Source organism: Paenibacillus chartarius, from assembly GCF_042432825.1.
GTDB lineage: Bacteria > Bacillota > Bacilli > Paenibacillales > NBRC-103111 > Gordoniibacillus > Gordoniibacillus chartarius.
This window is the reverse complement of the sequence record NZ_JBHLWN010000074.1, coordinates 45411-71144: the sequence shown is the minus strand read 5'-3', so window position 1 is coordinate 71144 and position 25734 is coordinate 45411. Positions and strand designations below refer to the sequence as shown.

The window sequence follows — 25734 nt, the reverse complement described above, 5'->3', positions numbered from 1 at the left end:
TGCAGCTGCGGCCAATCCGCAGGCGTTATGCTAACATTCTACACGGAAACGTCGGCATCGGCAAAATGGGGCGTTACGGCAGCTCCGGTTCGGTGTCCAGCAGCACAGGCGGCTCATACGGCGTACCGTTCAGCAGCGCCGCATTGTCAGGCGCGGCGGACGAAGCAGCGGGCTGCACATAATGAGCAGCGCTCCACTCCCGGGCGCGGCTGTACAGGCGTTCCTCCAAATCGTGAATCCGGTTCTGAACGCCGAAGAACGCTTCGTTATCGGCTCCAGTGAGGCGAAGCTCTTGCTGCAAACGCTGCCGTTCATCCAGCCATTGCGATAATTGGTAAAGCAGCATGGGGCATACTCCTTCGTTTATACTGAGGATAGGCGCATGAATGCGCTTAACTTTACTATCCAGCTTTCCCATGCCCGAGTAATGTTATGCCGGAGGGTTACGATATGGTATAGTGGGTTGAACGATATAAAGGGGATGACACGATCTTATGACGAACGAAAGAAGAAGCGGTAGCAGAGGGCTGCGCGCAGGCGGCGGCAATAGCCCCGGCGGGAGCGGTCCCGGAGGCGGCCGTCCGGGCGGACAGGCGCGGCACAGCGGCGCCGGGCGGAAACCGCCTGGCGCTCCGGCGGCCCGGCCGAAGCTGCGCGGCGGCGGCCGGTCATGGCTGGAGGAGCAGGAATTGCTGGCCCGGCTGAGTGAGCAAGCCCCGCAAGCGCCGCAGGAACCGAAGCAGCGCAGCCATGTACGCGAACCTCGGGGCAGCGAGGCGCAGCGCCTGGCCGGCCGTCCCAGGAACACCTCGGCGGAGCAGCCGAATGCCGGGCCGTTCAAGCAGGAACGGCGGCGGCCCGCCGATGGACGAGGGAATGCTCCGCTCGGCGATGGCTGGACTTCCGGCCGCGGTGAACGGCAGCAAGGAGGGCGGCTCTCCCAGCGCAAGGAGCTCCGTATGCATACTGCAGCTGCAAGACCGGGCCGCTCCGGGGGCGACAAAACTTATCCGGTGGCGGAAGCCGACGAACTGCTTAGCTTCCTGCTGAAGACAGTTACGAACCAAGGGCGGAATTCACTCAAATCGATGCTGGCCCGCGGGCAAATTGAAGTCGACGGCCGCAGCGTAACGGCATACGATTACATGCTGCAGCCCGGACAGACGGTTACCTTGCGCAAGGAAGCGCCTGCCGAGAAGCTGCCGTTGGCAGCGATGACTATTTTGTATGAAGACGACGATATTATCGTTATCCATAAAGAAGCCGGGCTGCTTTCGATCTCGGCCGGCGACAAGGCCGACAATCAGGAGCTAACGGCTTATCGGCAGCTGACCGCCCATGTCCGGGTCGTCAATCCGCATGCCAGAATATTCGTCGTCCACCGGCTGGACCGCGATACGTCCGGCGTGATGATGTTCGCGAAGAGCGAAGAGATCCAGCAGAAGCTGCAGAACGAATGGCAGGATATCGTCAAGGAACGTACGTACGTTGCGCTGGTCGAAGGCAAGGTCCGCAAAGCGGAGGATACGATCACGTCGTGGCTGAAGGAGACGAAGACGCTGCTGATGTATTCCAGCCAGCATCCGAACGACGGCCAATATGCGGTAACGCGCTACAAGACGCTGCAAACTACAAGCGATTTTTCGCTGCTCGAGGTGCAGCTGGAGACCGGACGGAAGAACCAGATCCGCGTCCATATGGCGGACATCGGTCATCCGATCGTCGGGGACAAAAAATACGGCTCCCGCTCAAGGGCGATCGGCCGGCTCGGGCTTCATGCCAGGGTCCTCTCCTTCGAGCACCCGCGCACCGGCAAGCTGATGCGATTCGAAACCGACATTCCCCGCTTGCTGCTGCGCCCGTTCCAGTCCAAAGCTTAACCCCCCCAGCCCCTCCAGTGCTTATTGCGAGCAATGGAGGGGTTTAGCGTTTGTACTCTTCATCCTTGGGCCACAATGGAAATCATACGACTCCCCGCTCCTATCAGCAGAAAGTGAGAGTTTCCATGCCTGCCCAAGAGCCTGTTCTTATGATTGTCGTTCCCTGCTATAACGAAGAAGAAGTGCTTTCGTCAACAATAGAAGCGCTGTCCGACGAGCTGGATCGTTTGATGGAGGATGAGCTCGTTTCCAGGCGAAGCTGCTTGTTGTTCGTCGACGACGGTTCGCGCGACAGCACCTGGCAGCTGCTGGAGCAGCACGCGAGGTCCAATCGGCTAGTTACGGCGGTAAAGCTCGCGCGAAATGCCGGGCATCAGAACGCGCTCCTCTGCGGACTGCAGCGGGCGGGAGAACGCGGCGCCGACTGCGTCATTTCCATCGATGCGGACCTGCAGGACGATATCCGGGTGATTCGCAGCTTCATCACGCTGTATCGGGACGGCTGCGACATCGTCTATGGCGTTAGGGAGGACCGCGAATCCGACTCCTGGTTCAAACGTACGTCAGCCGTCGGCTTCTATCGGGTCATGGCCCGGCTCGGCGTGAAGCTCGAGCACAATCACGCGGACTGCCGCCTGCTAAGCCGCCGCGCGCTGGAGCATCTGAAGCAGTTCCGTGAAGTCAATTTGTTTCTGCGCGGGCTCATACCGCTGCTTGGACTTCCGGCGGCCCGAGTATACTACAGCCGCAAGCCGCGTACCGCGGGAACCAGCAAATATCCGCTCGGCCGTATGCTGTCGCTTGCCTTCGAAGGCGTTACGTCGTTTACGGCGAAGCCGATCCGGTTCGTTACCGGCGCAGGCTTCGTATTATTCGTCTGTTCGCTGCTGGCCGGCTTGTACACAGTGATCAGCAAGTGGTCCGGGACCGCTGTTTCGGGTTGGACATCGCTGATGCTGTCACTCTGGTTCATCGGCGGCGTTCAGCTGCTCGCTGTAGGCTTAATTGGAGAATACGTCGGCAAAATTTATTCCGAAGTCAAGCAGCGTCCTCGCTACTTGATCGAGAAGGAGCTCGACACTGCATCGGAAATGCCGCTGTCCGTTCCTGCCTCGAGGTTGACCGACGCGGGCATTTCCTAACCTTGCCGAAGGGTCCATGGGAGGTTCATAACTGCGCTGCAATTGGGCATCATATGAAGCACAGGACGTACGATTTCAGTACAAGGAGGCTTCTATCGATGGCGCGCAGACGCAGCAATCGCCCGCTTGTCCCTCATGCGGGAAGAGCGCTCGATCAATTTAAAGCGGACGTCATGAGACGAGAAGGATATCAGGCGGCAAGACCGGAGCAAGTTAAATTCGAAGTGGCCAAATCGCTTGGCATTCCTCTCGATCCGCGATATAACGGACAGCTGCAAACGGAGGACGCCGGACGGATCGGCGGCCAGATCGGCGGCGCAATGGTCCGTGAAATGGTTCGTATGGCTCAGCAGAAACTGTCCGGAGCGAATTCTGCTTCCGGGCCGCAGCGGTAATCCGTTACGACGGAAAGCGCCCGCCGCCCGATAATCGGGATGCGGACGCTTTACAGCGGTCACTTTACAGTACGAATGCGCGAGCAACGATAACCAGCAGGATGAACAGAACCAGAATTGCAGCAGTGGATGTAAAGCCGAAGCCGATGTTGGACATGGTCGTCACCTCCTTCTCAAAATTTTCTTTTTGCGATGGAGGGGGTTAAGAATTACCAGAAGAAGCCTCCGCCGTACGGGTATCCGCCGAATCCGGGGCCGAAGCCGGGACCGAACGCGTAAGGCGCCGTACCGATTGCCAGCAGATCGAAGAGAACGAGCGGTGCCAAGAACGCTTTCGTTTGTACGTTTTTCCGGGCGCCCTTCCGCGCCTTCGGCGCGAGAATCAGCTCGTAGCCCTTGACGCGAACCAGCTTGCCATGCACGACCGTGCCGTCCTTCTTCAGCGCATACACGTACTTGCCGATAAGGGGCTTGACTTGTGCCTTTGTAATTACCGGGGTCATCGTTGTTCCACCTCGATTCGTCCCAAGACAGCCAGTATCTTGGATGTTCATTTGTAGCTTATGCTCGTCAGTTCGCTTGGCCTAGGCAAGCGCCTTAACGGCAGTGAAAATAGGCAAACAAACAGCCCGGCTCCGGACGTTGGAAACGTCTGGAGCCGGGCTTGCTTGTTGGCGCATTACCACTTCGTGGTCCAAATATTCGATCTTGCCTAGCGATCACGCGGCCCCTAAGTCCGGTAGCCGTAGCGCTCCAAATCCACGTACCGCCGGCCAGTCACCTCGACGCCTTCCGCGGCGAGAAGGAACAGCTGCTCCTCCAGCGTTTCGCCGTCCGGAAGACGCAGTTCTCCCTTGCCGCCGATGACGCGGTGCCAAGGCAGCTTGTATGGAGCGCTCATCGAATGAAGAATTCTCACGACTTGGCGAGCCGCCCGCGGGCTGCCCGCTTCCGCCGCGACTTGTCCGTACGTCATCACCTTTCCTTCGGGAATTGCACGGATGACGGTGATGACTTTTTCGGTGAATTCGGTCATGGTGCCGCTTCTCTGCTCCTTCGCTAGCTGATTTTGAATCGGCGGATGTCGTCCTGCAGCTGCCCGGCCAATTCGGACAGCATCCGGATCGAAGACGTAATATCTTGAACGGACTGCTGCTGATGGGAGGCGGAATGGAAAATATTTTTCGTGCTGTCCGCATTCGTCGCCGCCACTTCGGCAATCGATCCGATTGCGGATGTCACGTCGCGAAGATCCGACGCCATCTGGCCGGAGGCGGAAGCGACTTCCCCCATCTCCTTGTCGATCTGTTGAATCGAATGCGTAATCGAATCAAAGGCGCTGCGCGCCCGGTTCACATCTTGAAGACCGCGCTCGATTTCGTTCGCGCTCGCTTTCATTAACGAGGTGATGCGCCCGGCCTCTTCCCGAATGGAAAAAATCATCTCGGTTACCGTCTCCGCCGATTTGGACGACTGCACCGCCAGGGATCGTACCTCGCCGGCCACGACCGCGAAGCTGCGCCCTTGTTCGCCCGCCCGGGAAGATTCGATGCCGGCGTTAAGCGCAATCAGGTTCGTCTTACGCGCGACGCTCGTAATCAGCAGCGTAGACTCCTCGATCTGCACCGCCCGCTCCTCCAATTGCAGAACGGCGTTCTCAATCGCGGCAAGCGACGCATGGATCGCCGACATCTGGCTCATCGCCGTTTCGATCGCCTGATTCCCTTCGAGCGCCCGATCTTTCGTGTCATGAACCATCGTCGATACTTGCTCCGACCTTCCGGCGATTTGACCGGCATGCTGCGAGATGACGCCGACGGCTTTGGAGCTTTCTTCGACATGCTCATGCTGCAGATCGGTCCCCGAGGCAACGTGTTGAATCGTGTCCGTGATGCTCTGCGCTTCCAAGCCGGTAACCGCCGCATTGCCGTTCAATTGCTCCGCTTGAGCGGCCAGCGTCTCCGCATGCGCATGAATTTGCAGCATCAGACTGCGCAGCTTGCGAACCATCTCGTTGAAATACAGGGCAATCAGGCCGAACTCGTCCTTCGACTTGATCTGGATTTCCTGCGTCAAATCGCCTTCGCCCTGGGCGATATTTTTCAGCTGCTTCGTCAAGAGGGAGATAGGTCTGGAGATGCGGACGGCGAAAGCGATACCCGTGAGAAGAGCAATGACAATCGCGATGGCGCTGGCGATGACGATCAATTCTTTGGTCGAACCGATCAGCGCCGAATTCGAACGGCTCATCTCTTCCATAAGCAGCTCCTGCCGGTCGACCAGCTCCTTCGATAAACTCTTAATATTCGTCCCGGTAATGAGCACTTCCTGCCTGATAATGAGCTCCGCCTGCTTCGGGTCGCTCTTCAGCAGCGCCGACACTCGGTCCGCCTGCTCTAGAAGCCGCTTGTTCAGCTCCTGGATTTTCCGGACGGACTCCTGTTCTTCTGCGGCCAGCAGCGGAACGATCTTGGCGTTCAGCTCGTTCAAGTCGCTGTTCGTCTGTCGAAATCCGTCGAGATACTGGCTTTCGCTCGTCATCATATAGGAGCTGAGGAAGTTCATCTGCTGGGCGGCGTCGAACTGGATGACATGTGCACTGGAGGCCGCGGCGGCCTGAACCTTCATCATACTGTCGTACGATTCGTCTATTTGCTGCAAGTATCGATAGGACATTCCGCCAATGCCGGCAAGGAGCAGAGGTACGATGAGAAATCCGATGACAATTTGTTTGGCGATCGTTAGCTTCATTCCGTACAATCCTTTCCGGGACTTTTTTCACATGTCGAATACCCTAATTATACTAGGTTATTCGACATTTCTTTGTTAAGTTTACGTGTAGAAGCATCGTATCGAATCGCGCGTAAACGAAAGAAAACCACTCCATGGAGTGGTTGCCCGATGGCTTCCCTTTTCAATGGGTGGTTTCTTTGTCATGCTTCATTGTTCAGCGGGCGGTTTCCAGCTCCACCTTTGCGAGCGGCTGCTTGGCCGGACCCTCGATGACGTCGCCTTCGTAGCTGTAGCGGGAGCCGTGGCACGGACAGTCCCACGTTTTCTCCGCGTCGTTCCAATTGACCTCGCAGCCCATATGCTTGCAAGTCGTATCCACCAGATGCAGCCGGCCCTCGTTATCGCGGAAAGCGCCGGTGCGTTTGCCGTTCACCTTCACGACGCCGCCCTCGCCCTTCTGCAGCTCTTCCGGCTGTCTGAACGTCATGTCGAACTTCCCGGCAATCAAATTGCCGGCTACGTTCGCGTTCTCGGACACCAGCGTCTGGATGCTTGGGTTCGCCTGAAAGCGCTGCGGCGTAAACACGTCCTCATAAGGCGTCGCTTCGCCGAGGATCAGCTTCGTGTTCAGCATGGCGGCGACGACGCTGCTGGTCATGCCCCATTTGCGGAACCCGGTGGCGATATACAAATTCGGCGTATCCGCCAGCTCGCGCCCGATGTAAGGCATATGATCCAGCGTGAATACGTCCTGCGCCGACCAGCGGTAAGCAATTTCACGAATGCCGAACGTCTCCTCCCCGAATTTCTGCAGATTCTCGTAATACCGGTGCGTGGCCGTTCCCTGCCCCGTCTTGTGTCCTTCCCCGCTTACGATGACCATCGGCTCCCCGTTCACGAGCACCGAGCGCAGCGAGCGCGCCGGCTTCTCCGCGCTGATGTACATGCCGCCCGGATAGCTCTTCTCCGTCTTCACCGCCATAGCGTACGACCGCTCCACGTGCAGCTTGGCAAAATAAAACCCTTTGCGATCGTTGAACGGATAGTGAGAGGCGCTGACGACGTGCCGGCACGTGATTTTCGGTCCGTCCTGGGTGTTCACGGTGCACGTGCTTCCCGTCTTCGCACCGACTACCGTCGACAGCTCGAAGATTTGTCCGCCGCCTCGCACGACCTCTTCGGCCAAAGCCACGAGAAACGGCACCGGGTTGTACTGCGCCTGATCCTTCATGATGACGGCCGCTTTCGTCTCGAACGGGAGCGGCGTCTTGTCGACGAGACTTCCCGGAATGCCCAGCTTCTCGTAGGCGCGATATTCGGCTTCGATCTGGCGGATATAGTTCGCATCGCTCGTATAGACGTAGGCGTCCTGCTCCAACAGCTGGCACTCGATGTTGTGGTCGGCGGCCAGTTTCTTGATCAGCTGCAGCGCCTCGTTGTTCGCTTCGTAATACAGCCGCGCCTTCTCTTCGCCGAAGTGGGTGATGTACTCGTCGTAGATCAAGTCGTGCTGCGCCGTAATTTTCGCTGTGGTGGAGCCTGTCGTGCCGCGCAGTATTCGTCCGGCGTCGACGACGGCTGTCTTGAGCCCCTGCTTTGTCAGCAGGTAAGCCGTTGTAATGCCCGTAATGCCGCCGCCGACAATCGCGACATCGACCGTTATATCGCGGTCGAGCTTCGGATACGTCGGGATTCGGGTCGAGTCCAGCCAGTACGATTCGGGAAATTGCGGCATCGCTGCGGCTTCGGCAGCTGTAGATATCGTTCGGTTCGATGTCATCGGTAGTAAGCTCCCTGTTTTGGTTGTTTTGCATAAATTCTCCAAACCGGGGTGCTTCTATGCATACGGATTGCGGCGCTGCTACGAAGACCGGCTCATCGCCGTTTCGCCGGTTCGCGTCAGCTCCACGACGCGGAACGGACGCAGCAGCTGCAGCAAGGCGTTGTTTTTGGCAAAGTCGCCGACGACCTGAACGATCAGCGTGCCGGGGCTGACATCGACAACCGCGCAGCGGAACGATTCGGCAATCGCCATAATATCCGCTCTTTCCCCGGGACCGGCCTGCAGCTTCACCAGCATGAGCTCCCGCGAAACCATCGGCTTCGCATCCAGCAAGGTCACATCAATGACATCAATGAGCTTGGCGAGCTGGAGCACGATTTGGTCGCGGATCCGGTCGTCGCCGGCTGCGACGATCGTCATCCGCGAGAACGTTTCCCGCTCGGACGACCCTACCGTGATGCTCTCGATATTGTAGCCGCGGCGGGCGAACAGACCCGCGATGCGCTGCAGCACACCCGGATGATCGTTCGTTAGGACCGAAAGTGTATGGCGTTTCATCGCTTCGTTATTCCTCCCCCGTGATCATATCCTGCAGCGCTTTGCCTTGAGGCACCATCGGATACACCAGCTCATCGCGGTCCACGACAAAATCGATCAGCACCGGACCCGGCGTCGCCAGCGCTTCCTGCCACACGCGATCCGCCTCTTCCTTCGTCGCGGCCCTCAGCCCTTTCACGCCGTAGGCTTCGGCCAGCTTGACGAAATCCGGCGAGCCGGACAAGTCGATATGGCTGTGCCGCCCGTCATACACAAGCTCCTGCCACTGCTTGATCATGCCCAGCGTGCGGTTGTTGATGACGACGATCTTGACCGGAATGTTGTGAATGGCGCATATCGCCAGCTCCTGGGCGCACATCTGCATCCCGCCGTCTCCGTTGACCGAAATGACGAGCCGGCCGGGATTGCCGATCTGGGCGCCGATCGCGGACGGAAAGCCGAAGCCCATCGTCCCGAGACCGCCGGAGGAGATGAAGGAGCGCGGCCGCTGAAACCGGCCGTACTGGGCGGCCCACATTTGGTGCTGGCCGACGTCCGTCGTCATAATGAAATCTTCACCGGACGTACGGCTGATCATCTCGATCACATATTGCGGTTTCAGAATGTCTTCGTCGTCCCGGTAGCGCAGCGGATGCTGCGAGCGAATCATCTCCAGCTCCTGCAGCCAGGCCACCGTTCGGCCCGAATTGGCCGCAGGGTCCTGTGGTGCCGCAGGCGGCGTCCTCTCGAGCTCATCGAGAAGCTCCAGCAGCACTTGCTTGGCGTCTCCGACGAGGGCGTAGTCAACCGGGACGAGCTTGCCGATCTCCGCCGCATCGATATCGATGTGCGCTTTCGCCGCTTGCGGCGCGAAGCCGTCGAGCCGCATCGTCACCCGATCGTCGAATCTGGCGCCGATAGCAACAAGCAGATCGCACGCAAGCAGCGCCCTGTTCGCCGTTACCGTTCCGTGCATCCCGGGCATACCGAGCGCCAGCGGGTCGCCCGACGGGAAGCCACCGAGGCCGAGCAGCGTCGTCGTGACCGGTATGCGCTCACGGTGCGCGAGTGCCGCCAGCTCCTTTTCCGCTCCGGCGTGCAGAACGCCGGCTCCGGCGATGATGAGCGGCCGTTCGGCGGAACGGATGGCCTGGGCCAGCCGCCGCACCTCCTCCATGTCAACGTCCGGATAGGGCTCATACCCGTTTACCGTAATGCTCTCCTGTGTGTAAACAAACTCGGTATGCTCGGCGGACACATCCTTCGGAATATCGACCAGCACCGGCCCCTTCCTGCCGGTGTTTGCGAGATAGAACGCTTCGCGCAGCGTACTCGCGAGATCTGCGGCACGCCGGACGAAGTAGCTGTGCTTCGTTACCGGTTGAGCCATACCGACGATATCGGCTTCCTGGAAAGAGTCCGTTCCGATCAGATCGGTAGCGACATTGCCGGTAATGACGACAATCGGAACGCTGTCCATGTAAGCTGTTGCGATTCCGGTAAGCAAATTGACGGCTCCCGGACCCGAGGTCGCGAGACATACGCCCGTCTTGCCGGTCGACCGCGCGTAACCGTCCGCCGCATGGATCGCCCCCTGCTCGTGCCGGGTCAGTACATGGCGGAACTCGGGATTCCCGTGCATAGCGTCATAAATGTACAGCACCGCGCCGCCGGGGTAGCCGAAGACGCACTCCACTCCCTCTTTCAGCAAGGTGCGAAGCAATATTTCGGAGCCGCTGATCGTTTCATTTTGCCGGATGGGATGAACTGCCTGTTCTTTTATCATGCTCTTGCTCCTCTCTCTCGACTTTGCTTCTTCAACGTAACATGGACGGTTCGGAGAGAGTACTACCCAAGCTGCTATTTTGATAGTATACTTTTGGCTAAAAATCGGAATCGGAGGTGCCGGCGAATGGGCACGTTTCAAGATGCGATGAACCGGATGGCCGCGTCGGAATTTACGGGCCGCTCGTTTGAGCTGGAGCTGTTTCGTCAACTGCTGGAAGGAAATAGGGGCTCGCCGGCCGGCATCCTGAATTTGCACGGTACAGGCGGCATCGGCAAATCGACGCTGCTGGAGCGTTATCGGGTCATTGCGGAGAACGGCGGGGCCGCGTATGCGGGGGTAGACATGAGGGAATGTATGGGTGACAGCAGGACGGTGCTCCGGGTCATCGCCGAGCAATTGCATGACGAGGACGAGGACGAGGCGCCGGCGGGCTATGCTGCAGGCGAAACGGCGGCGGCGGCAGCCCGGATTGTGAACCGGGAGGCGGAGAAGCGTACGGTCGTGCTCGCCTTCGACCAGTACGAGGAAGCCGGCGGGCTGGATTGTGAACCGGGAGGCGGAGAAGCGTACGGTCGTGCTCGCCTTCGACCAGTACGAGGAAGCCGGCGGGCTGGATTCCTGGCTGCGCGATGAGCTGTTCCCTTCGCTGCACGCCGCCACCCGTATCGTCATCGCCGGAAAATATGCGCTGGGAGGCCCATGGAGGCTGTCCCCGCTATGGCGCAAGCTGATCTTGCCGTTGCCTCTGGGCGAGCTTCAGTACGAGGAGGTTCACGATTATTTGCGCCGGCAAGGAATTGCGGACGAAGCGCTGCGGGACCGGCTGTGGCTGGAATCATCCGGCCACCCGCTGTCGCTTTCGCTGCTCGCAACGCTCGGCGAGCGCGAAGCCGCCCTTGCCGAGCCCCGCCGCCGGACACTCGCGGAGCTGCTGCGCTACTGGCTGCAGGAGGCTCCGGAAGATCCGCTGCGTTCTTTGGTGTATGCGGCATCCGTCCCCCGCACCTTCGATCAGGACTTGCTCAGCGCCGTTACCTCCTACAAAATATCCGCCGAGCAATTCGAACGGCTGCTCGAGCTGTCCTTCGTAAGAAAATCGTCCAACGGCTGGACGATTCACGACTTGATTCGGGATGCGGCCAGAGACCTGCTGCGCACCCGCATGCCGGACACCTTCGATGCATACCGGAAGCGCGCGGTCGAGACGCTGAAGAACCGCATCGACGCAGGGCTCTCCGCGGGTGCGAGCGTCACGCTGCACGCAGCGGAGCTGCTCAGCGTCATCGGCAACCCGATTCTGCGGGCTCACTTCCGCAATAGCCGCAGCTCGGAAAACTATTGGGAAACGGTCACGGCGTCGACGCTCCCCGAAGCGGAGCGCTACACGGCGCTGCGCCGGGCACAGCCCAGTGCAGCCAAAATCGTATGCGTCGATACGGAAAGCGATACTTGGTTCCGCTACGAGCTGCCCCCGGAAGTCAGCATCATGCGTTTGTACGGCTGGGAGCCGGGCGAACTGGCTGCGCATGCGGGCGACGCCCTAAGGCTGCTGCGCAGCGCCGACGGGGAAGTCGTCGGTCTGGCGGCCATCGTTCCGATTCACGAAGGAACGATGCCTTACTTGCAGCAATCTCCGCTGTCGTCGCCGTATTTCCGCGCATTGCCGGAGCGGGAGCTGCAGGCGTGCCGCTCGGCTCCGCCGTCGAGACCGGAAGGCCGCTTCATCTTCGCCGTTGATGTGAAGGATATCAAGCAGACGGAGCTGCGGTCCGATGTGGTACACCTGATATTCGAGCATATTGCGGCGGGCAATCTGCTGATCACGGTGCTGCCGGACGTTCCGTATTTCCGCGACGCCCACCGCAGCTACGGCTTCAAAGAGGTTGCCGGCGTGCCGGGCCTCCGCTACGACGGAGACACGCCTGCCGTCTTCTATAGGCTCGATACGCGGGGCGGCAAGCTCGGTGCATGGCTCGACGATGTGGCTGACGAAAGCAGGCCGCGTACAGAATCCTCTCCGACTCCGCTGTCTCCGGCCGGACAGGAGCCGGCCCAAGCAATTCGGCTGCCGGACCTGACTCCCCGCGAGCGGGACGTCGCGCAGCTGATGGCTCAGGGAGCGACCAACCGGGAAATTGCCGGTGCCTTGTATGTCAGCGAGGCAGCGGTCAAGAAGCACATTCAGTCGATGCTGTACAAAACCGGCATGAAAAATCGTACCCAATTCGTCGCCGCCTTGCTCGATGGCCGGACTTAGCCGGTCAAACCGAACAGGCCCGCTGCCAAGCAGCGGGCCTGTTCCTATTCCATCGCGCTTTCGCGGTCGGCCTCCTTCGCCTTCCATGCGAACAGCAGCGTCCCCAGCCAGCCGAATAGCGACGCCGCCAGAAACAGCGCCGCAAGCGGCACATGATCGGTAAGCGCCGTACTCAGCAGCGGGGCGATCGTGCCGCGAATACCGAACAGCATCAGATGCAGACCGAACACGATCCCTTCCTTGCCCGGCATCACCCGGAAGACGAAGGCCAGAATGCCGATATCCCAGATCGCGTCGCCGATCCCCTGCACGCCGCTCCCGATGATGACGGCCGTGTAGCTCGGAAACAAGCCGTACAGCATCGGCACGATAGCGAACGCCGCGATGCCGTACACCAGCGTGTGCCTCGCCGAATAACGGTCGATCGCCCAGCCGACGACGAAGAAAGCCGTCAGCAGGCAGAGATAGTACGCCATCCTCGCGATGCCGATCTGAGCGTTGTTCAGCTGGAGCTCATTCACCTGCACAATTTGGTAGAGCGGGCTCGCGAGAATGTTGCCGAAGCCGGACAGCGTCGTTGCAGCGAAGAAGACGAGCAGCCCGCGGTGCTTGCTGACCAGCCGAATTTGCTCCATGAAGGTCGAACGGCGCGTCGTACCGCTCGTCTTCACCGGGAATTCCCGCACACGGGCCAGCGACAGGATCGACAATCCCCCGGTCAGAGCCGCCGCAACGAGCGGTCCGCTCGGTCCGGCTTGGTCCGTCCACAACCCGACGATGTAGGCGAGCGGAATCATAAGCGCCCCCATCGCCACGCGAACGTACCCCATCAGACGCCCGCGAAGCTCCGGCTGGTACATGCGTGTCACCAAGGTAGCGTAGGCAGGCGCCTGGATGCCCATTAATAAGTGATAGACGAGAGCAGTCGTGACATAAACGGCCGGAGCTCCGAAGAACGCCGGAATCAGGAGCAGCAGCCGCCCGATCAGATTCGGTATGATGACGAACGGCTTCGGGCTTCGCTGCTGCATCCATCCCGCCCACAGCGGGGAAAACAGCAGCCCGATCGCCGGCGCGGCCGCCAGCAGGCCGACTTCCACGTTGGAAGCGCCTTGCCGGATCGCAAACGGCATATAAAATTGGTTGAATGCGACGTTAAACAAGCTGAATATCACCGCTGCACCGAAATCGCTGAAGAAGTTGTGCTTCGTCTCCGGATTCATATGCAGTCCGAGCTTCTGAATAATGCTGTTGATCATCGCATGTCGCTCCCTTGTCAAACAACCCGATCAAGGGTAAGAATCCCACGTTTTCCGAAGATGCGCAAGAGGGATTTTTTATACAAATAATTCCCCCTTGCTTATAGCGGATTCAGCTGTACCGCCGCCTGCTTTCCACTGAGCTGAATACCGCTGGCAGCCCGGCCGGCGTGCCGCAATTCTTTGACGAGCGACTCGAGCAGCGCCTTCGCTTCCGGACCCTCCTTGCCCTGCAGCTTTACGACGAACAGAACCGCATCGCCTCCCGTCAACATTCGCTCCGCCTGCGCCTTCTTCGTCTCATAATCGTGATCTTCAATCCGCGCCGTCAGCCGCAGCTCCTTCAGCTTCGCTCCCGCCTCGCGTTTGCGGGCTTGCTGCGCTTCCTCCTTGGCCTTCCCGCTGCGCATCAGCTTGCAAGGGGGCGGACTGCTCATCAGCGAGGTGCAAATCAAATCGACCTTCAGCCGTTTGGCCATCTCCAGCGCCTCTTTGGTCGGCACGATCCCCAGATCTTCGCCGTCCAAGCCGGTTAGCGCCACCTCGGACGCCTTAATTTTCTCGTTCATCAATAACATCGGTATATGCCTCCATTCCGTCTCCATCGTAACGTTCCTGCTCAGCCATGCTCTGCACATCTTCCGCTGTGATCGTGATGATCCGGTATCCGGTCTCTTCGCTCTTCTTCAGCGCTTTCCGCTTCATATATTTCGGACTCGCCTCGGCAGCATCCTCATCATAGAACAGCACAATCCCGTCCGACTTACGAAGCAGCAGCTCGTCGCGTGCCGTCAGCTGCCATACGCCGTTGTAGGGCTGGTTGCTCACCGAGCCGTAATAATCGGTTTTTTTCAAAATATCCCGGTAGTACTGCTGCTTGTCTTCCTTCCATTTCTCCTCCGGGTTCGCATACGCGGTGACGATGGCCAGCTGCAGCTGCGGGTACTGGCGCTCCTTCAGCCCGATCGCGACCTCCGCAGCCCACAGATCGACTCCGTACTGTCCCGGCGTAAGCACCCACTCCAGCCCTTCGTCCAGCAGGGGCAGCAGCTTCGCCTCTATCGCCCGCTTGATATAGGGAATCCCTTGATGCTTCTGATCGAAAATGCCGAGCTCGTGCGCCCGGTATCCTGTAACTAGAACGCTCTTCATCTCCCGCTCCTTGCTGCCAAGCTTGGAATCCTCCTCACTGTATCGCGCTGGGGCGACAATTGCAACCGTAAGTCGTTTGCATGCCTCGTCATACCGAAACTGAAAAAGGACGCCCAAGGCGCCCTATTTTCGTTATCCATCTACGGAGTCGCTTTATCGATCTCCACCAGCTTGACGAATGTCGTGTTGTCTCTGTAATCGTCCTTCGGCCAGTAGTGGTAAGAGAAGCCGGAGATGACGATCGTGGCCTTCCCCTTCGACCCTTGCGGCAGGAAAGCCGCCTCCGCCTCCTCCGACCGGAACAGAAACCGGTCTCCGACCGTATGCTGCCCGATCCTGAGCTTCGGGATCACCTGATCGGAAGCGGCATCCGGCGTAAAAATAATACCGTCGAAAAACTCGCTGCCGTCCGGCATATTTTGATAAAATCCGCTGACCGTTACTTCCCGCGGCTCGAAATTCACGATCGCCGACATGAGTGCACCATCCTCATAGAGCGTCGTCTCGATGCTCGCGATCGTCCAGCCTGCAACCTGATCGCCGACCTTGGCCGTCAACGGATCCATTTCGTTCGGCTGCAAGCCGCCTGTCGACACAGACTGCAGCTGCGGGAAATACGCCTTAAAGCGCTGAACGAACGTCACCGCTTCCGCCCGGGTCACCGGCTCGTCGGGGTGGAACCCGATCGGGTACGGCTCCGTTCTTCCTTCAACGAGTCCGATACCGAGCAAATAACTGATCGACGTGTCGATGTCATAGGCTTTGCCCGCTGCGCCTGCCAGCAGCCGCGCTACATTACCGCGGGACAACACAACCGAGGAGTCGGAGTCGATCAGATGCCAATTCATTGATTTCGCATAAGTCAAATAAGGGGTCCGCCAATCGGCCGTTTGACCGCCCGCAGCCAGCTCATCCGGCTTGTAGGCGCGAATCAGCATGACCAGAAACTCGGCTTGTTCGACCTGCTGCTCCGGCTTGAACGTACCGTCCGGGTAGCCGTCTACAATGCCTTGCTCCAAAGCCCGCTGTATATTCCCTGCTCCCCAATGCGTCTCGGGCACATCGCGCAATCCGGCAGCCTGGGCGGACACGGGTGTTGCCGCCACCGTCAATCCAATTATAAAGGTCCATGCCGCGAGCATCCCCGCCGCTGCTAATGTTTTTATTCTCATGATGCCGGTTCGCTCCTTTGCTGAACATCAATGCTGCCTGTATATTCGACGCAGGCACGAGCGGCAAAGTTGCGCCTCCGGCCAGTACCGGTTACTGGGAAGCGCACCCCAGTCCGCATTATCGAAGGTGCTTTCTTTTCTCTCCCCGTTATACAAAAGTTGGCCGTGGCCATCGCTTGCTTGCTGAGGTCAAGAACGACAAACGGCAGCCAAGGCACATTGTCCTTACCTGCCGTTCGCCTTGTACTGTTACTGGGTTTACAGCAGCATCCAACGTACAATCGCCGCCACGCAGATCACATTGACGATGAACAAACCCGGCACCCCCGCGACAAAGCTCATATGCTTCGTCTTGTGCCGGAACATTCGCATGCCGATCCAGACGCCAAGCGCTCCGCCGATCGCCGCGATCGTAAACAGCTCCTTCTCCGGCGTGCGCCGGTTCTTTTTCCGCGCCTGGTCTTTATCGTAGCCCATCGTGATAAGACCGAACACGTTGACCGCGAGTAAATAGAGGATGAGGAAGGTCATTGTGCGAGAAGCCCCTTTCTTAATGTACCGGCTCTGCCTGCTGGGCCTGTTTGGCCCGTATCGACGTCCAGTCCCTAAAATAATACCGGATCAGCACCGCACAACCCAGCGCGAAGATGAATGTATACAGTGCGATCCAGGCCCCGTAAGAGCTGTAGCCGAGCATAAAAATCAGCACATACGCCAGCGGCAAAAACAGCAGCCAGTTGAGCGAGATTGAAGTCACCAGCAGGAATGTCGTGTCGCCGATCCCCCGAAGCCCTCCCGCATAGAAGTTGAACAATCCGTCGAACAGCTGCAGGAACGCGGAAATCCGAATCAAATCCGCCGCCAGCCGATACACCTCGGGGTCGCTTGAATACAGCCGGGCAATCGGCTCCGCCCAAATAAATTCTGCAACACCCAGCAGCAGCAATAAGATCGAGCCGATCAGCGCCGTGTCCGTTCCGATCCGCCGCGCCGCCTGGTTCAGTCCTTTGCCGATTTCTTGCCCGACTAGAATGGTGGCTGTCGCTCCGAAGCCGAATGCCGGCATGAAGCCGAGCGCCATGACGTTCAGCGACACCTCATTCGCCGCCAGCGCCGCGGTACCGAGTCTTGTCACGAAGGCCGTAAAGACGAACATCGCCATGCTCATCGCGAATTCATTGAGCGCCAGCTTCCCGCTTTCGCCCGCAATCAGTTTAAACTCCGGAAGATTGAACGGAATTCGGGCTCGCGTATGCAGTCTCGGATGCAGCCGGATGAAGAACACATATAAGCCCCATACCAGCGCCGCCAGCTCCCCGATCAGGAAAGCAATGCCGGCTCCCGCCAGCCCGAGCTCCGGCAGCCCGAGATGTCCGTATGTTAGCCCGTACGTCAATACGATCATACCGATGTTGGAAATGAACGACATGATCATCGGCGTCCGCGTATCGCCGATTCCCCGGAAGAAGCCTTGCAGCACGAAGCTGCCGATCGTAAACACCATCGCATAAAACCGCAGCTGCAAATACCCTTTGCCGGCCTCGACCAGCTCCGGGCTTCCGCCCATAAGATGAAGCAGCGCCTCCGGAGCGAATGTTCCGGCGGCGGCAACCAGCAGTCCGAGTCCAATACAGAGATAAGAGGCCAGGTACGTCCGCTCAATCGCTTTCCGCCACTCTCCTGCACCGGCGCTTTGGGCTACCAAATAGTTGACCGTGTGCCCGATCCCCGACGACAACGCCCATGCGTTGTACATAATAATATTCGATACGCCGACAATGGCGATCACGAGTGCGCCCAGCTGCCCGACCAGCAGCAGACTGATTGTGCCCGTTACGGTGGCGCTTGCGAACGAAACGATCGAAGGCAGCGCAAGCTTCATAATTTGCATCCATCTGTTGAACATGATGCTATCCTCCAGCCGGGCAAGAATCAAATCCACTCTAGTATATACACCAAGCCGGGTCCAAATGTTGCGAACCGCCGGCAGTTAGCGGACTGGCGAAGCGGTATTTAACTCATTATAATAAAATATAGTGACGAGGAACGTCCAATCCCTACGCGGTTTTGCGGGATTGGGCGTTCTTTTTATTTTACACGAAAAGAAGGAGGACTTCAGTATGTCGATGGTTAATTTCGAGGCGGCGCATGCCGCTTGGCTGGATGAGCACCTGGCCCGAAGAACCGGTGAACGGAGAGGACGACTGGAGCGCGGCTATCAGCATGCGGAGCGTCTGTTCGTCAAGCAAATATGGTGGCCGCTAGTCGGGAGTCTGAACAATTTGCATCCGGAATATGAGGTGACGGATTGGCGGGGACGGTCGTACTTTGCGGATTTCGTGTGGCTGATCGGCTGGGTGAAGCTGGTATTCGAAATCAAAGGCTACGCGGCTCACGTGCGGGACATGGACCGTTACAAATATTGCAATGAACTGAACCGTGAGACGTTCCTCTTCTCTATGGGCCTGCCCGTTATCTCCTTTGCATATGACGATATCGAGCAGCGACCGGATACGTGTATCGCTCTGCTGCGTATGGTCATGGCAAGATATCAGCCCCATCAAGCGCCGGTTAGCCGTGCGTTGTTGTCCGAGAAGGAGCTGCTTCGTCTTGCGATCCAACTGGCCAGACCGATTCGCCCCGTCGATGTCGTTCATCATTTGCAAGTGGACAGCAAGACAGCGGTTGTTATGCTGCGCAAGCTGTGTGACAAAGGGTGGCTCACTCCCGCGTTTCGCGGCAGAGGGGAACGCATCGTTTGCTATGAGCTCGTACGGCATGTCATTGCATATTTGGACTAGATAGCCGTTAGCGGGAAAATGTCCCTTTGATTCTTGCTGCTTTCCGAGATTTCGCCATTTACACGGAAAAGCTCCATCTAATTTTAGCCGATTTTGCTGTCTCGGCAGTTTGGCGGCGAATTAGGCGGAGCTTTTCCAGCAATTTCTCGAAAAATCGGAAATTTGCGGAAAATGGGCGGAGAAATTCCTGCTAGTCCACCTCTACGCGCCGTAGTACGCAATTCCGCACTCACTCACCTTACATCCGTAATTCGCGACACCGAGAAACGCATATCCTTTGAGCTTATGGAATTTATTACTGAACCCTACCACTCCCATCATAACGGTAAAATAAAGTCGAATTGATGGCATGGCTGTGAATCGGCGACGTTCTGGCCAGCAGCCGCCATCCTTCCGTTTCCATGACGGATTCATCCACTGCCTCATACATGAGCTGCCGCATCCCCTCGGCAGTTCTGACCGCTACGAGGGCATTCGGGTTGGTCGCTCGAATTTGCTCGAACACTTTAGCTTTACCGGATACCAAGCTCGCTACAAATACGATGCCGCACCCCGCATAATCGTAATTCGCCCCTTCCGCCTGCACGACCCGAACCGGATCCCCCAGACCGACCCGCTCCAGCAATGTACGCGCCGCCTCACAGGCGTCCGGATTCATGTCCACGCAAACGACGTTCACCTGTTCCTCCAAATGAATCATCATCGCGCTGATCGGCATAGGACCGCTCCCGACGAACACGACGGTGTTATCGTTTCCATCAGTCCGACGAAGCCGACGAAGCTGCTCCCGTTCCAATCGAACCAAATGTTCATACGTTTCCCAGTTTCGATAGTGCCGCAAGCATGATAAGCCGCCGTTCGCCTGAAGGCTTAGTTGATGCGAATCGAACAGCTCCATCCGGCACTCGGCTTCCGACAGCATGCCAAGCAAGATTTGGCGTAACGGTTGTATCTCTTCGTGCTGTAATATGTACTGAACTTCCTCCGGACTGTAAGGAAGCCGGATTTGCTGCGCAAGAAGGCCGATCTGCTCCGTAACGGCGGGATTGGCGGGAGATAGATCGGCTGCTTGCCGCAGGACGGCGTAAGTCTCTTGAATAACAGCGGCCAATGTCGAAATTCGGCTGCCCGGTGCTGGCAAGCATGAGTTCGGTATATCCGTAGAATAGGTTTCCAATTCGGCGCCTCCCGCAATGTTCTAGTAAACAACACCACAATATATTCGTTTTGTAAACGCGTTAGACGCAATTGCAGTACTGCCGGTCGGAATGGCGCCTAACAACTCCACAGTTGACAAATGACAATGATAACCATTATCATTAAATCGTCGATATTGATAATCATTATCAATTAATGAGGTGCATATACATTATGGCAAACATTATTGTCATTTATGCCAGCATGACCGGCAATACGGAGGAAATCGCTGAAGAGATCGCCAAAGGCATTCGCGAGCAAGCCTGTGATGTTGAAGTAAAATCCGTCTTGGATGCAAGCGCTGCGGATTTGCAAGGCTATGACGGCATCCTGCTGGGAGCCTATACCTGGGGAAATGGCGAGCTGCCGGATGAATTTTTGGATTTTTACGATGACATGGACAGTATCGCTCTTCCCGGTAAACAAGCGGCCGTATTCGGCTCCTGCGACTCCGGCTACCCCGGATTCGGAGCTGCCGTCGATATTTTGACCGATAAACTCAAAGCAATGGGCGCCTCGGTAACAATGCCGGGACTCAAAATCGAACTATCCCCCTCCGCTCAAGAAAAGCTGGAATGCCAGGAATTCGGCAAACGGTTCGCTAACCAAGTCGTTTCGAATTACGTCGGACGGAAGGAATCGCTACCATATGGTTATGGATAAATCGTACCCGGTAACCCTGCTGCAGGACTACAATTTGGAGGAGTGGGCCCGGTGCTCCTACAAATTTTACAACAGCCGCATCTTGAACCGTCACCCGGATGTCCTGAACTGGAGACAAATGGTGCAATACGCGGTCAATCATGTGATACATGATGGCTATGCCCTGCCGGCCGAACAAAGAACACCCGAGCACATTGAACATCTCATTGCAAAGCGCTGGAAAATCAGACCTTCCTTGTTCCCCTCTGCTTATCACGAAAAGCTAATTCGGCGGACGGTTACCGAGCAATTGATCCGGTACTTTACCGGCCATCGGCAGTCAGGTCCCCTGCTCTTCCTGTTTGAGAGCTACACGGTCCGGGTCGAAGAGCTGGGCGTTGAGCTTTCCATGATTGTTCAGGTGGCGGAGTGGTCGCAGAAGTCGTTTGTCATTCGAAAATTGTTCGTCGACTCGGACCCGGACGTCATCAGCTGCTTTCAGCATGTGGCGACCTTGTTCTGTTACAAGGCGTTCGGCAAGCTTCCCGAAAGTATTGAAGCATTGTCGCTGTTGACCGGTCAAACGGTTGAAACTTGCCCTACTGCCGAACGTGACGTAGCCGGGGCGATTCATTATGTACGGACTATGATGGAGCGGTTCGAGCACTCGATGTATACACCCAGGCTTTTTTCCCAGACGGAGTGCCATTCCTGCCCATTTCAAGAAACCTGCACTTCAGTACCGCCAACAAGGAGAATGGCCGATGGGACTTTTATACGAGTTAGTTAAACGGCGGCAAACGAAGCGTCCAGCGGACCCGGAACGTTCCGAGCGTCATGAACAGAATCTGCTGCAGATACCCGCCAGTAAAGAAGCCGAGCCTCCAAGTTTCCATTCCATGAGGAGCCCGAACCATGAAACCAAACCTCGTTCCAACCGAAAATAGCTTTCCGACACTGTGCTCATCCATTGTCGTTTACAAGGACAGCACGCAAATCGTATCCGTTCTCGGAGGAGACGTGTTTCTAAGAAGAGCAGCGGGGGATTGGCAGAAAGCTACCGCTGGCTTGCCGCATCAAACGTTCGTCAACCGGCTGAAGCTGGATGGAGACAGACTCTTCGCTTGTACGAACAAAGGCTTGTTTCTGTTCGACCGCGATACGTGGAGATCAACGGACGTGAACGTTCCATGCTACACCTATACTAGCGCGCACGGGTACTGCTTTGCGGCTACCGAATACGGCATTTGGTGCGGAGCAGCGAGAACGTGGGCGAAAACGGACATCAGCGATCAAACCGTCTACGATGTGATGTTCTGCTCCCAATTTATCTTTTTCGGACATCCGCACGGGATCTCCATGTACGACCGGTATACGGATCAATGGGCCCATTTTGCCGTCGAACACGGTGTGACAAGCTTGGCGATGAAGTGCGGGATCGTACTGGGAACGACCAGCCGGGGCGAACTGGTGCAGTCGGACGGCCATGGCGGATTTCAAACCGTAGGATTGAAACATATGTTCATATACTCGCTGATACGGAAAGGCATCGCTCTGTTCGCTTGCACGGATCGCGGCTTATTTCAAATCCGATTGTTTCAAGGACGGGTCACACTGTTCTCGATCCAAGTCGGATACCCCGTTACGGATGTGGATTTAATCGAAGATGAAATTGTGATGGCTACACTATTTCAAGGCATACAGTCGAAAAAAATGATTTACTAGCGAGCCGCCTATTTCAAATAGCGAAGCCTCATATCCTCGGTAAACAGCATCCTGTAGCTTAACAAACCAAGCAGTATGCTGGTGACGGCGGCCGAAGAGGTTAACGTAAACATGATCAGGAGCTGGTATTTGACGGCCTCGATCGGACTGGTGCCGGCTATGATCATACCGGTCATCATGCCGGGAAGCTGGACCAGTCCGATCGTTTTCATCGTGTCGACGGTCGGAATCATGCTGAACCTGACGGAACGCTTCAGCACTTCCTGAACCGCTTGTCTGGCCGTCGCGCCCAGCGCGAGCCAAGTTTCGATCTCGCCCCGCGAAGCATCGGCTTCGCGCTTCAGCTGGTTGAAAAACAGTCCGCACACGACCATCGAGCTGCCGATCGTAATCCCGCTTACCGGAATGATGTATTGCGATACGGGCGGTATGATGCCGAGTCCGAGCAGCAGCGACATGGTCAGCGTTTCCGTAACCGATAAGGTGACGGCGATGCGCCAGCGCCCGCCTTGCAGCCCTTTTGCCCGTCCGGCGGCATTCATCGAAGCGATACCGATCATAATCAATAGGATGACGGCAATTAATGCCGGATGATTGTTATGGAAAACATATTGCAGAACGTAACCGATCAATAGCAGCTGTGCGGCGGAACGGACGGTTCCGATCAATATATCTTTCTCGAGGCCGAGCTTCTGCCATTTGGATAGCAATATAGCGATGCCTATGAAAGAAAGCGTGCAAACTAACGCGACTGTTGACATTAGCTTCCTCCTTGAGCTGAGAAGGCGTATAGAAATTTTCGGGCCGTCTCCGTGGAAGGAGCTTGAAAAAATGAATCTGCAGCGCGGTCTTCCAGCAGCGTGTTGGCGCCCATGAACCAAACGCGGCTGCTTACGCGGCGCGCCTGCTCGAGCTCGTGGGTAACCCATATGATCGTTGTCGAATACCGCTCGCGCCAATCCTGTAAGAGAGCCTCTACACATTGCTTGCTGTAAGCATCAAGGGCGGATGTGACTTCGTCCAGCAGCAAAATCTGAGGCCGGAGCAGCAGACTGCGGATGAGCGCCAATCTTTGCTTCTCGCCGCCGGACAGCTGCTCCGCATTGCCGGCCCAATCCAGCCCGACCAAGTTGACGCGGTTCATCAAATGTTCCGCGAGCTTGCGGTCAAACTCCTGCTGATGAATTTTGCTCGGTGCTTTCAAGTTATCCTCTACAGTGCCTGGGAGCATGACGGCTTGCTGAGCCACATAGCAAACGTTCATTCGCCATAGCCGCGGCTTCCATTCGTCGACGGTTTGTCCTTTGAACCGCACCGCTCCTTCATCCGGCCTGTCCAACGAGCTGAGAATGCGCAGCAACGTGCTTTTGCCCTGGCCCGACCCTCCGAGAACCGCAATAATCTCCGGTTCCGTAATAGAGGCGTTAATATTGGTAAATATGTAAGACTCGCTTGCGCTTGGATGGTATTTGGCCAGATCGGTTATTTCGAGGATTGGACTCATGCTAGCTCTCCTTACGGCTTCGCTATAGGTTTGCGCGCTATCGCCAAGGGTTTCGCGCCAGGGAGATCGCTTGGGCGAACCGCTGTCTAGGTAAATGATTATCAAGTATAGTATGAAGAAGGCAGAGCGGCAAATGTTTGCTTGCCGGAGGCCTTTGTGTGCGGGCGGTATGGACTTCCCGCCAGTCCCTGGTAGTTTATCTTAATTATTTTAAGGATTTTGAAGGCTTTATTTTACTTGTTATCAAAGTGAAAACTGAGATAGTGGATCCGTGGGATGTGCGAGTCCCCTATTTCGAGGACCATCGGCCAAATGGCGCAGATAGCTGCTGCGAATCCGCTATATTTTTCTACAGTTACGTCTACACATTTTGATTCGAAAAAACAAGCTCGAAATGGGTACAAATAAAAAGAGGACGGCCGCCCGTCCTCTTCCCCCATCCTCACTCGTCCTCGTCCTGCAGCTCAGGCGCGCGGAACACCGAATCCTCAGGCACATTCGTCATCTTTTCCTTGGCCAGCAGGTTCAGCTCTTGCGCATCCGACATCACGCCAAAATATTCCGCTTCCTCTTTCCAGACGGCGTCTTCGTTCGGCATCGCCACCACTCCTTTCCGTATATCAAGGATGGTATTAATATGCAGAACATACCGCTGAATCATACCACCGCTATCCACCATAGGGCTATTTTTTCAAAGCAGCCAAAGAGGGACCGGGCCTTCAGCTTCATCTGCTTCAATAGCTTCTTCATAGACCCGCCCTGCTTCCCATCCCAGCGCAGCCTCCAGCGTCGCCGTCAGCAGCTCGGCGCGGTGGAGCTCCGGCTTCGCCTTCAGCGCGTTGTACTCGTGTTCCACGTAACGGATGTAATCGCTCCGCAAACGCTCCAGCTGCTCATCGGTCAGCGTATAAAGAAGCTGGCTGACCTGTTCATACGAGAAGTACGTATCCCGCTGCTCCAGGAAGGTGAAGCCGGACCGCTGGTACCATGCTTTGCCGCATCGCTTCAGCGCTTCGATGACGTCACGCTCCCCGCCGGCCATCGCTTCCAGCCGGTCCAAGGCGATCAAATTCCGGAACGTGACCGGCTCGGCGGCCGGATACGTATAAGGCAAGCTGCAATAACGCAGCGTCAATTCCAGCATCTCCACGTATACTTCCGCACCGGGGCTTCTCGGATGAAGCTGCCGCCGCACAGCCGCATGCGCAATTCCCTTCAGCAGCTCCAACGCCTCAGCCATCTGCTTGCGCGGGACATCGCCGACAAAAAACAGCTTGCCGGTTCGAATGTCAGCCCGCTCGATCGCATCGTGAAGCGCCTCCTCCAGCTGCTCTTTAATATGAGAAGCCCACCGGTGCATTGTATCCGATTGCTCCTTGCTCATCCCGAACTGCCGGCGGATGATGTGACGAATATCCGTGCCGCCGCTGCCGCTGACCTGAATGAACACGTCCTGCAAAAATTTTTCCAGCTGCTTCTCCTTCTTGACCGCTTCCAGCATCGCCTCAGGCACCGAATATACCGTAGCCCTCTCCTTCTCCCGAAGCTCCGCAGCGAGCGTCTGCAGTTCCTTCAGCAGCAGCTGCTGCGGCATGTCCTTTCCTTGCTCATGCTCCACGTCCTTGTATACTCGCATGGCTCATTCCTCCCAGCATCGTCATTGCTGTTATTCTTCCACCCGCTGGCAAAAACATGTTAGGGGGCATCCATTCCGAACCCTGCTCCGGGACACAAGAACGGTAAAGCCGACCCGGCGGGCCGGATCG

The 25734-nt window shown here is 57.2% G+C and carries 29 protein-coding genes; 9 read left to right on the top strand and 20 right to left on the bottom strand.

Annotation, left to right across the window (positions count from 1 at the left end; translation table 11 throughout):
- Nucleotides 1–73: 73 nt before the first annotated feature.
- Nucleotides 74–346 carry a hypothetical protein gene (locus ACFFK0_RS18895; RefSeq protein ID WP_377471877.1) on the bottom strand — a complete coding sequence of 91 codons (273 nt, stop codon included), beginning with the start codon at nt 344–346 and terminating at the stop codon, nt 74–76.
- A gap of 613 nt (nt 347–959) precedes the next feature.
- On the opposite strand from ACFFK0_RS18895, the gene ACFFK0_RS18890 reads away from it, so the two are divergent.
- The 3 genes from ACFFK0_RS18890 (at nt 960) to ACFFK0_RS18880 (ending at nt 3417) form a co-directional block, all read left to right on the top strand.
- A complete protein-coding gene (locus ACFFK0_RS18890; protein ID WP_377471940.1) occupies nt 960–1880 on the top strand; it encodes an RluA family pseudouridine synthase in 921 nt (306 codons plus the stop codon).
- Nucleotides 1881–2029: 149 nt separating this feature from the next.
- Entirely contained in the window at nt 2030–3022 is a 993-nt protein-coding gene (locus ACFFK0_RS18885) for a glycosyltransferase family 2 protein (protein ID WP_377471876.1), read from the top strand.
- 98 nt (nt 3023–3120) lie between these two features.
- Nucleotides 3121–3417, top strand: coding sequence for an alpha/beta-type small acid-soluble spore protein (locus ACFFK0_RS18880; protein ID WP_377471873.1), 297 nt, complete (start codon nt 3121–3123; stop codon nt 3415–3417).
- A gap of 64 nt (nt 3418–3481) precedes the next feature.
- On the opposite strand, the gene ACFFK0_RS18875 is transcribed toward ACFFK0_RS18880, so the two are convergent.
- The 7 genes from ACFFK0_RS18875 to ilvB all read right to left on the bottom strand — a co-directional run bounded on the left by ACFFK0_RS18875 (nt 3482) and on the right by ilvB (nt 10256).
- Complete coding sequence (locus tag ACFFK0_RS18875; protein ID WP_377471872.1) at nt 3482–3574, bottom strand: YjcZ family sporulation protein; 93 nt, start codon at nt 3572–3574, stop codon at nt 3482–3484.
- A gap of 52 nt (nt 3575–3626) precedes the next feature.
- A complete protein-coding gene (locus tag ACFFK0_RS18870) occupies nt 3627–3920 on the bottom strand; it encodes a hypothetical protein (protein ID WP_377471871.1) in 294 nt (97 codons plus the stop codon).
- Between the two features lie 227 nt (nt 3921–4147).
- The gene (locus tag ACFFK0_RS18865; protein WP_377471870.1) at nt 4148–4453 is read right to left on the bottom strand and encodes an MGMT family protein; all 306 of its coding nucleotides are present in this window, start codon (nt 4451–4453) and stop codon (nt 4148–4150) included.
- A gap of 23 nt (nt 4454–4476) precedes the next feature.
- On the bottom strand, nt 4477–6168 hold the full coding sequence (locus tag ACFFK0_RS18860) for a methyl-accepting chemotaxis protein (protein ID WP_377471869.1): 1692 nt from the start codon (nt 6166–6168) through the stop codon (nt 4477–4479).
- Nucleotides 6169–6364: 196 nt separating this feature from the next.
- Nucleotides 6365–7930, bottom strand: a complete 1566-nt coding sequence (locus ACFFK0_RS18855) for an FAD-dependent oxidoreductase (protein ID WP_377471868.1) — start codon at nt 7928–7930, stop codon at nt 6365–6367.
- Nucleotides 7931–8011: 81 nt separating this feature from the next.
- On the bottom strand, nt 8012–8491 hold the full coding sequence (gene ilvN / locus ACFFK0_RS18850; RefSeq protein ID WP_377471867.1) for an acetolactate synthase small subunit: 480 nt from the start codon (nt 8489–8491) through the stop codon (nt 8012–8014).
- Between the two features lie 7 nt (nt 8492–8498).
- Nucleotides 8499–10256 carry a biosynthetic-type acetolactate synthase large subunit gene (gene ilvB, locus ACFFK0_RS18845; protein ID WP_377471866.1) on the bottom strand — a complete coding sequence of 586 codons (1758 nt, stop codon included), beginning with the start codon at nt 10254–10256 and terminating at the stop codon, nt 8499–8501.
- Between the two features lie 126 nt (nt 10257–10382).
- Here ilvB and ACFFK0_RS18840 point away from each other — a divergent pair, with 126 nt between their 5' ends.
- Both ACFFK0_RS18840 and ACFFK0_RS18835 read left to right on the top strand, forming a co-directional pair.
- On the top strand, nt 10383–10892 hold the full coding sequence (locus tag ACFFK0_RS18840; RefSeq protein WP_377471865.1) for an AAA family ATPase: 510 nt from the start codon (nt 10383–10385) through the stop codon (nt 10890–10892).
- Complete coding sequence (locus ACFFK0_RS18835; protein WP_377471864.1) at nt 10804–12516, top strand: helix-turn-helix domain-containing protein; 1713 nt, start codon at nt 10804–10806, stop codon at nt 12514–12516. The genes ACFFK0_RS18840 and ACFFK0_RS18835 overlap by 89 nt, the downstream gene beginning before the upstream one ends.
- A 44-nt stretch (nt 12517–12560) precedes the next feature.
- Here the strand turns inward: ACFFK0_RS18835 and ACFFK0_RS18830 are convergent, their stop codons facing one another.
- The 6 genes from ACFFK0_RS18830 to ACFFK0_RS18805 all read right to left on the bottom strand — a co-directional run bounded on the left by ACFFK0_RS18830 (nt 12561) and on the right by ACFFK0_RS18805 (nt 18005).
- The gene (locus tag ACFFK0_RS18830; RefSeq protein ID WP_377471862.1) at nt 12561–13775 is read right to left on the bottom strand and encodes an MFS transporter; all 1215 of its coding nucleotides are present in this window, start codon (nt 13773–13775) and stop codon (nt 12561–12563) included.
- Nucleotides 13776–13876: 101 nt separating this feature from the next.
- A complete protein-coding gene (gene infC, locus ACFFK0_RS18825; RefSeq protein ID WP_377471861.1) occupies nt 13877–14353 on the bottom strand; it encodes a translation initiation factor IF-3 in 477 nt (158 codons plus the stop codon).
- A complete protein-coding gene (locus tag ACFFK0_RS18820) occupies nt 14328–14927 on the bottom strand; it encodes an SLOG family protein (RefSeq protein ID WP_377471859.1) in 600 nt (199 codons plus the stop codon). The genes infC and ACFFK0_RS18820 overlap by 26 nt, the downstream gene beginning before the upstream one ends.
- A gap of 140 nt (nt 14928–15067) precedes the next feature.
- Nucleotides 15068–16099, bottom strand: a complete 1032-nt coding sequence (locus ACFFK0_RS18815; protein ID WP_377471858.1) for an S-layer homology domain-containing protein — start codon at nt 16097–16099, stop codon at nt 15068–15070.
- 258 nt (nt 16100–16357) lie between these two features.
- Entirely contained in the window at nt 16358–16630 is a 273-nt protein-coding gene (locus ACFFK0_RS18810) for a DUF1294 domain-containing protein (RefSeq protein WP_377471857.1), read from the bottom strand.
- A gap of 19 nt (nt 16631–16649) precedes the next feature.
- On the bottom strand, nt 16650–18005 hold the full coding sequence (locus tag ACFFK0_RS18805; protein WP_377471856.1) for an MATE family efflux transporter: 1356 nt from the start codon (nt 18003–18005) through the stop codon (nt 16650–16652).
- A 214-nt stretch (nt 18006–18219) separates the two neighbouring features.
- On the opposite strand from ACFFK0_RS18805, the gene ACFFK0_RS18800 reads away from it, so the two are divergent.
- Nucleotides 18220–18900 carry a hypothetical protein gene (locus tag ACFFK0_RS18800; RefSeq protein ID WP_377471855.1) on the top strand — a complete coding sequence of 227 codons (681 nt, stop codon included), beginning with the start codon at nt 18220–18222 and terminating at the stop codon, nt 18898–18900.
- A gap of 295 nt (nt 18901–19195) precedes the next feature.
- Here the strand turns inward: ACFFK0_RS18800 and ACFFK0_RS18795 are convergent, their stop codons facing one another.
- Nucleotides 19196–20077 carry a nicotianamine synthase family protein gene (locus tag ACFFK0_RS18795; RefSeq protein WP_377471854.1) on the bottom strand — a complete coding sequence of 294 codons (882 nt, stop codon included), beginning with the start codon at nt 20075–20077 and terminating at the stop codon, nt 19196–19198.
- Between the two features lie 194 nt (nt 20078–20271).
- Here ACFFK0_RS18795 and ACFFK0_RS18790 point away from each other — a divergent pair, with 194 nt between their 5' ends.
- A complete protein-coding gene (locus ACFFK0_RS18790) occupies nt 20272–20760 on the top strand; it encodes a flavodoxin (protein WP_377471853.1) in 489 nt (162 codons plus the stop codon).
- Entirely contained in the window at nt 20747–21529 is a 783-nt protein-coding gene (locus tag ACFFK0_RS18785) for a hypothetical protein (protein WP_377471852.1), read from the top strand. Before ACFFK0_RS18790 ends, ACFFK0_RS18785 begins: the two co-directional genes overlap by 14 nt.
- On the opposite strand, the gene ACFFK0_RS18780 is transcribed toward ACFFK0_RS18785, so the two are convergent.
- Nucleotides 21522–21656, bottom strand: a complete 135-nt coding sequence (locus ACFFK0_RS18780) for a hypothetical protein (RefSeq protein ID WP_377471851.1) — start codon at nt 21654–21656, stop codon at nt 21522–21524. The two genes, ACFFK0_RS18785 and ACFFK0_RS18780, sit on opposite strands and share 8 nt — an antisense overlap.
- On the opposite strand from ACFFK0_RS18780, the gene ACFFK0_RS18775 reads away from it, so the two are divergent.
- A complete protein-coding gene (locus ACFFK0_RS18775; RefSeq protein WP_377471850.1) occupies nt 21655–22464 on the top strand; it encodes a ligand-binding sensor domain-containing protein in 810 nt (269 codons plus the stop codon). The two genes, ACFFK0_RS18780 and ACFFK0_RS18775, sit on opposite strands and share 2 nt — an antisense overlap.
- Before the next feature lie 8 nt (nt 22465–22472).
- Here ACFFK0_RS18775 and ACFFK0_RS18770 read toward each other — a convergent pair whose 3' ends face one another.
- The 4 genes from ACFFK0_RS18770 to ACFFK0_RS18755 all read right to left on the bottom strand — a co-directional run bounded on the left by ACFFK0_RS18770 (nt 22473) and on the right by ACFFK0_RS18755 (nt 25604).
- Complete coding sequence (locus ACFFK0_RS18770) at nt 22473–23225, bottom strand: ABC transporter permease (RefSeq protein ID WP_377471849.1); 753 nt, start codon at nt 23223–23225, stop codon at nt 22473–22475.
- Nucleotides 23225–23968 carry an ABC transporter ATP-binding protein gene (locus tag ACFFK0_RS18765; RefSeq protein WP_377471848.1) on the bottom strand — a complete coding sequence of 248 codons (744 nt, stop codon included), beginning with the start codon at nt 23966–23968 and terminating at the stop codon, nt 23225–23227. Before ACFFK0_RS18765 ends, ACFFK0_RS18770 begins: the two co-directional genes overlap by 1 nt.
- Before the next feature lie 442 nt (nt 23969–24410).
- Entirely contained in the window at nt 24411–24566 is a 156-nt protein-coding gene (locus ACFFK0_RS18760) for a hypothetical protein (RefSeq protein ID WP_377471847.1), read from the bottom strand.
- 93 nt (nt 24567–24659) lie between these two features.
- Complete coding sequence (locus ACFFK0_RS18755) at nt 24660–25604, bottom strand: hypothetical protein (protein ID WP_377471846.1); 945 nt, start codon at nt 25602–25604, stop codon at nt 24660–24662.
- Nucleotides 25605–25734 lie beyond the last annotated feature (130 nt).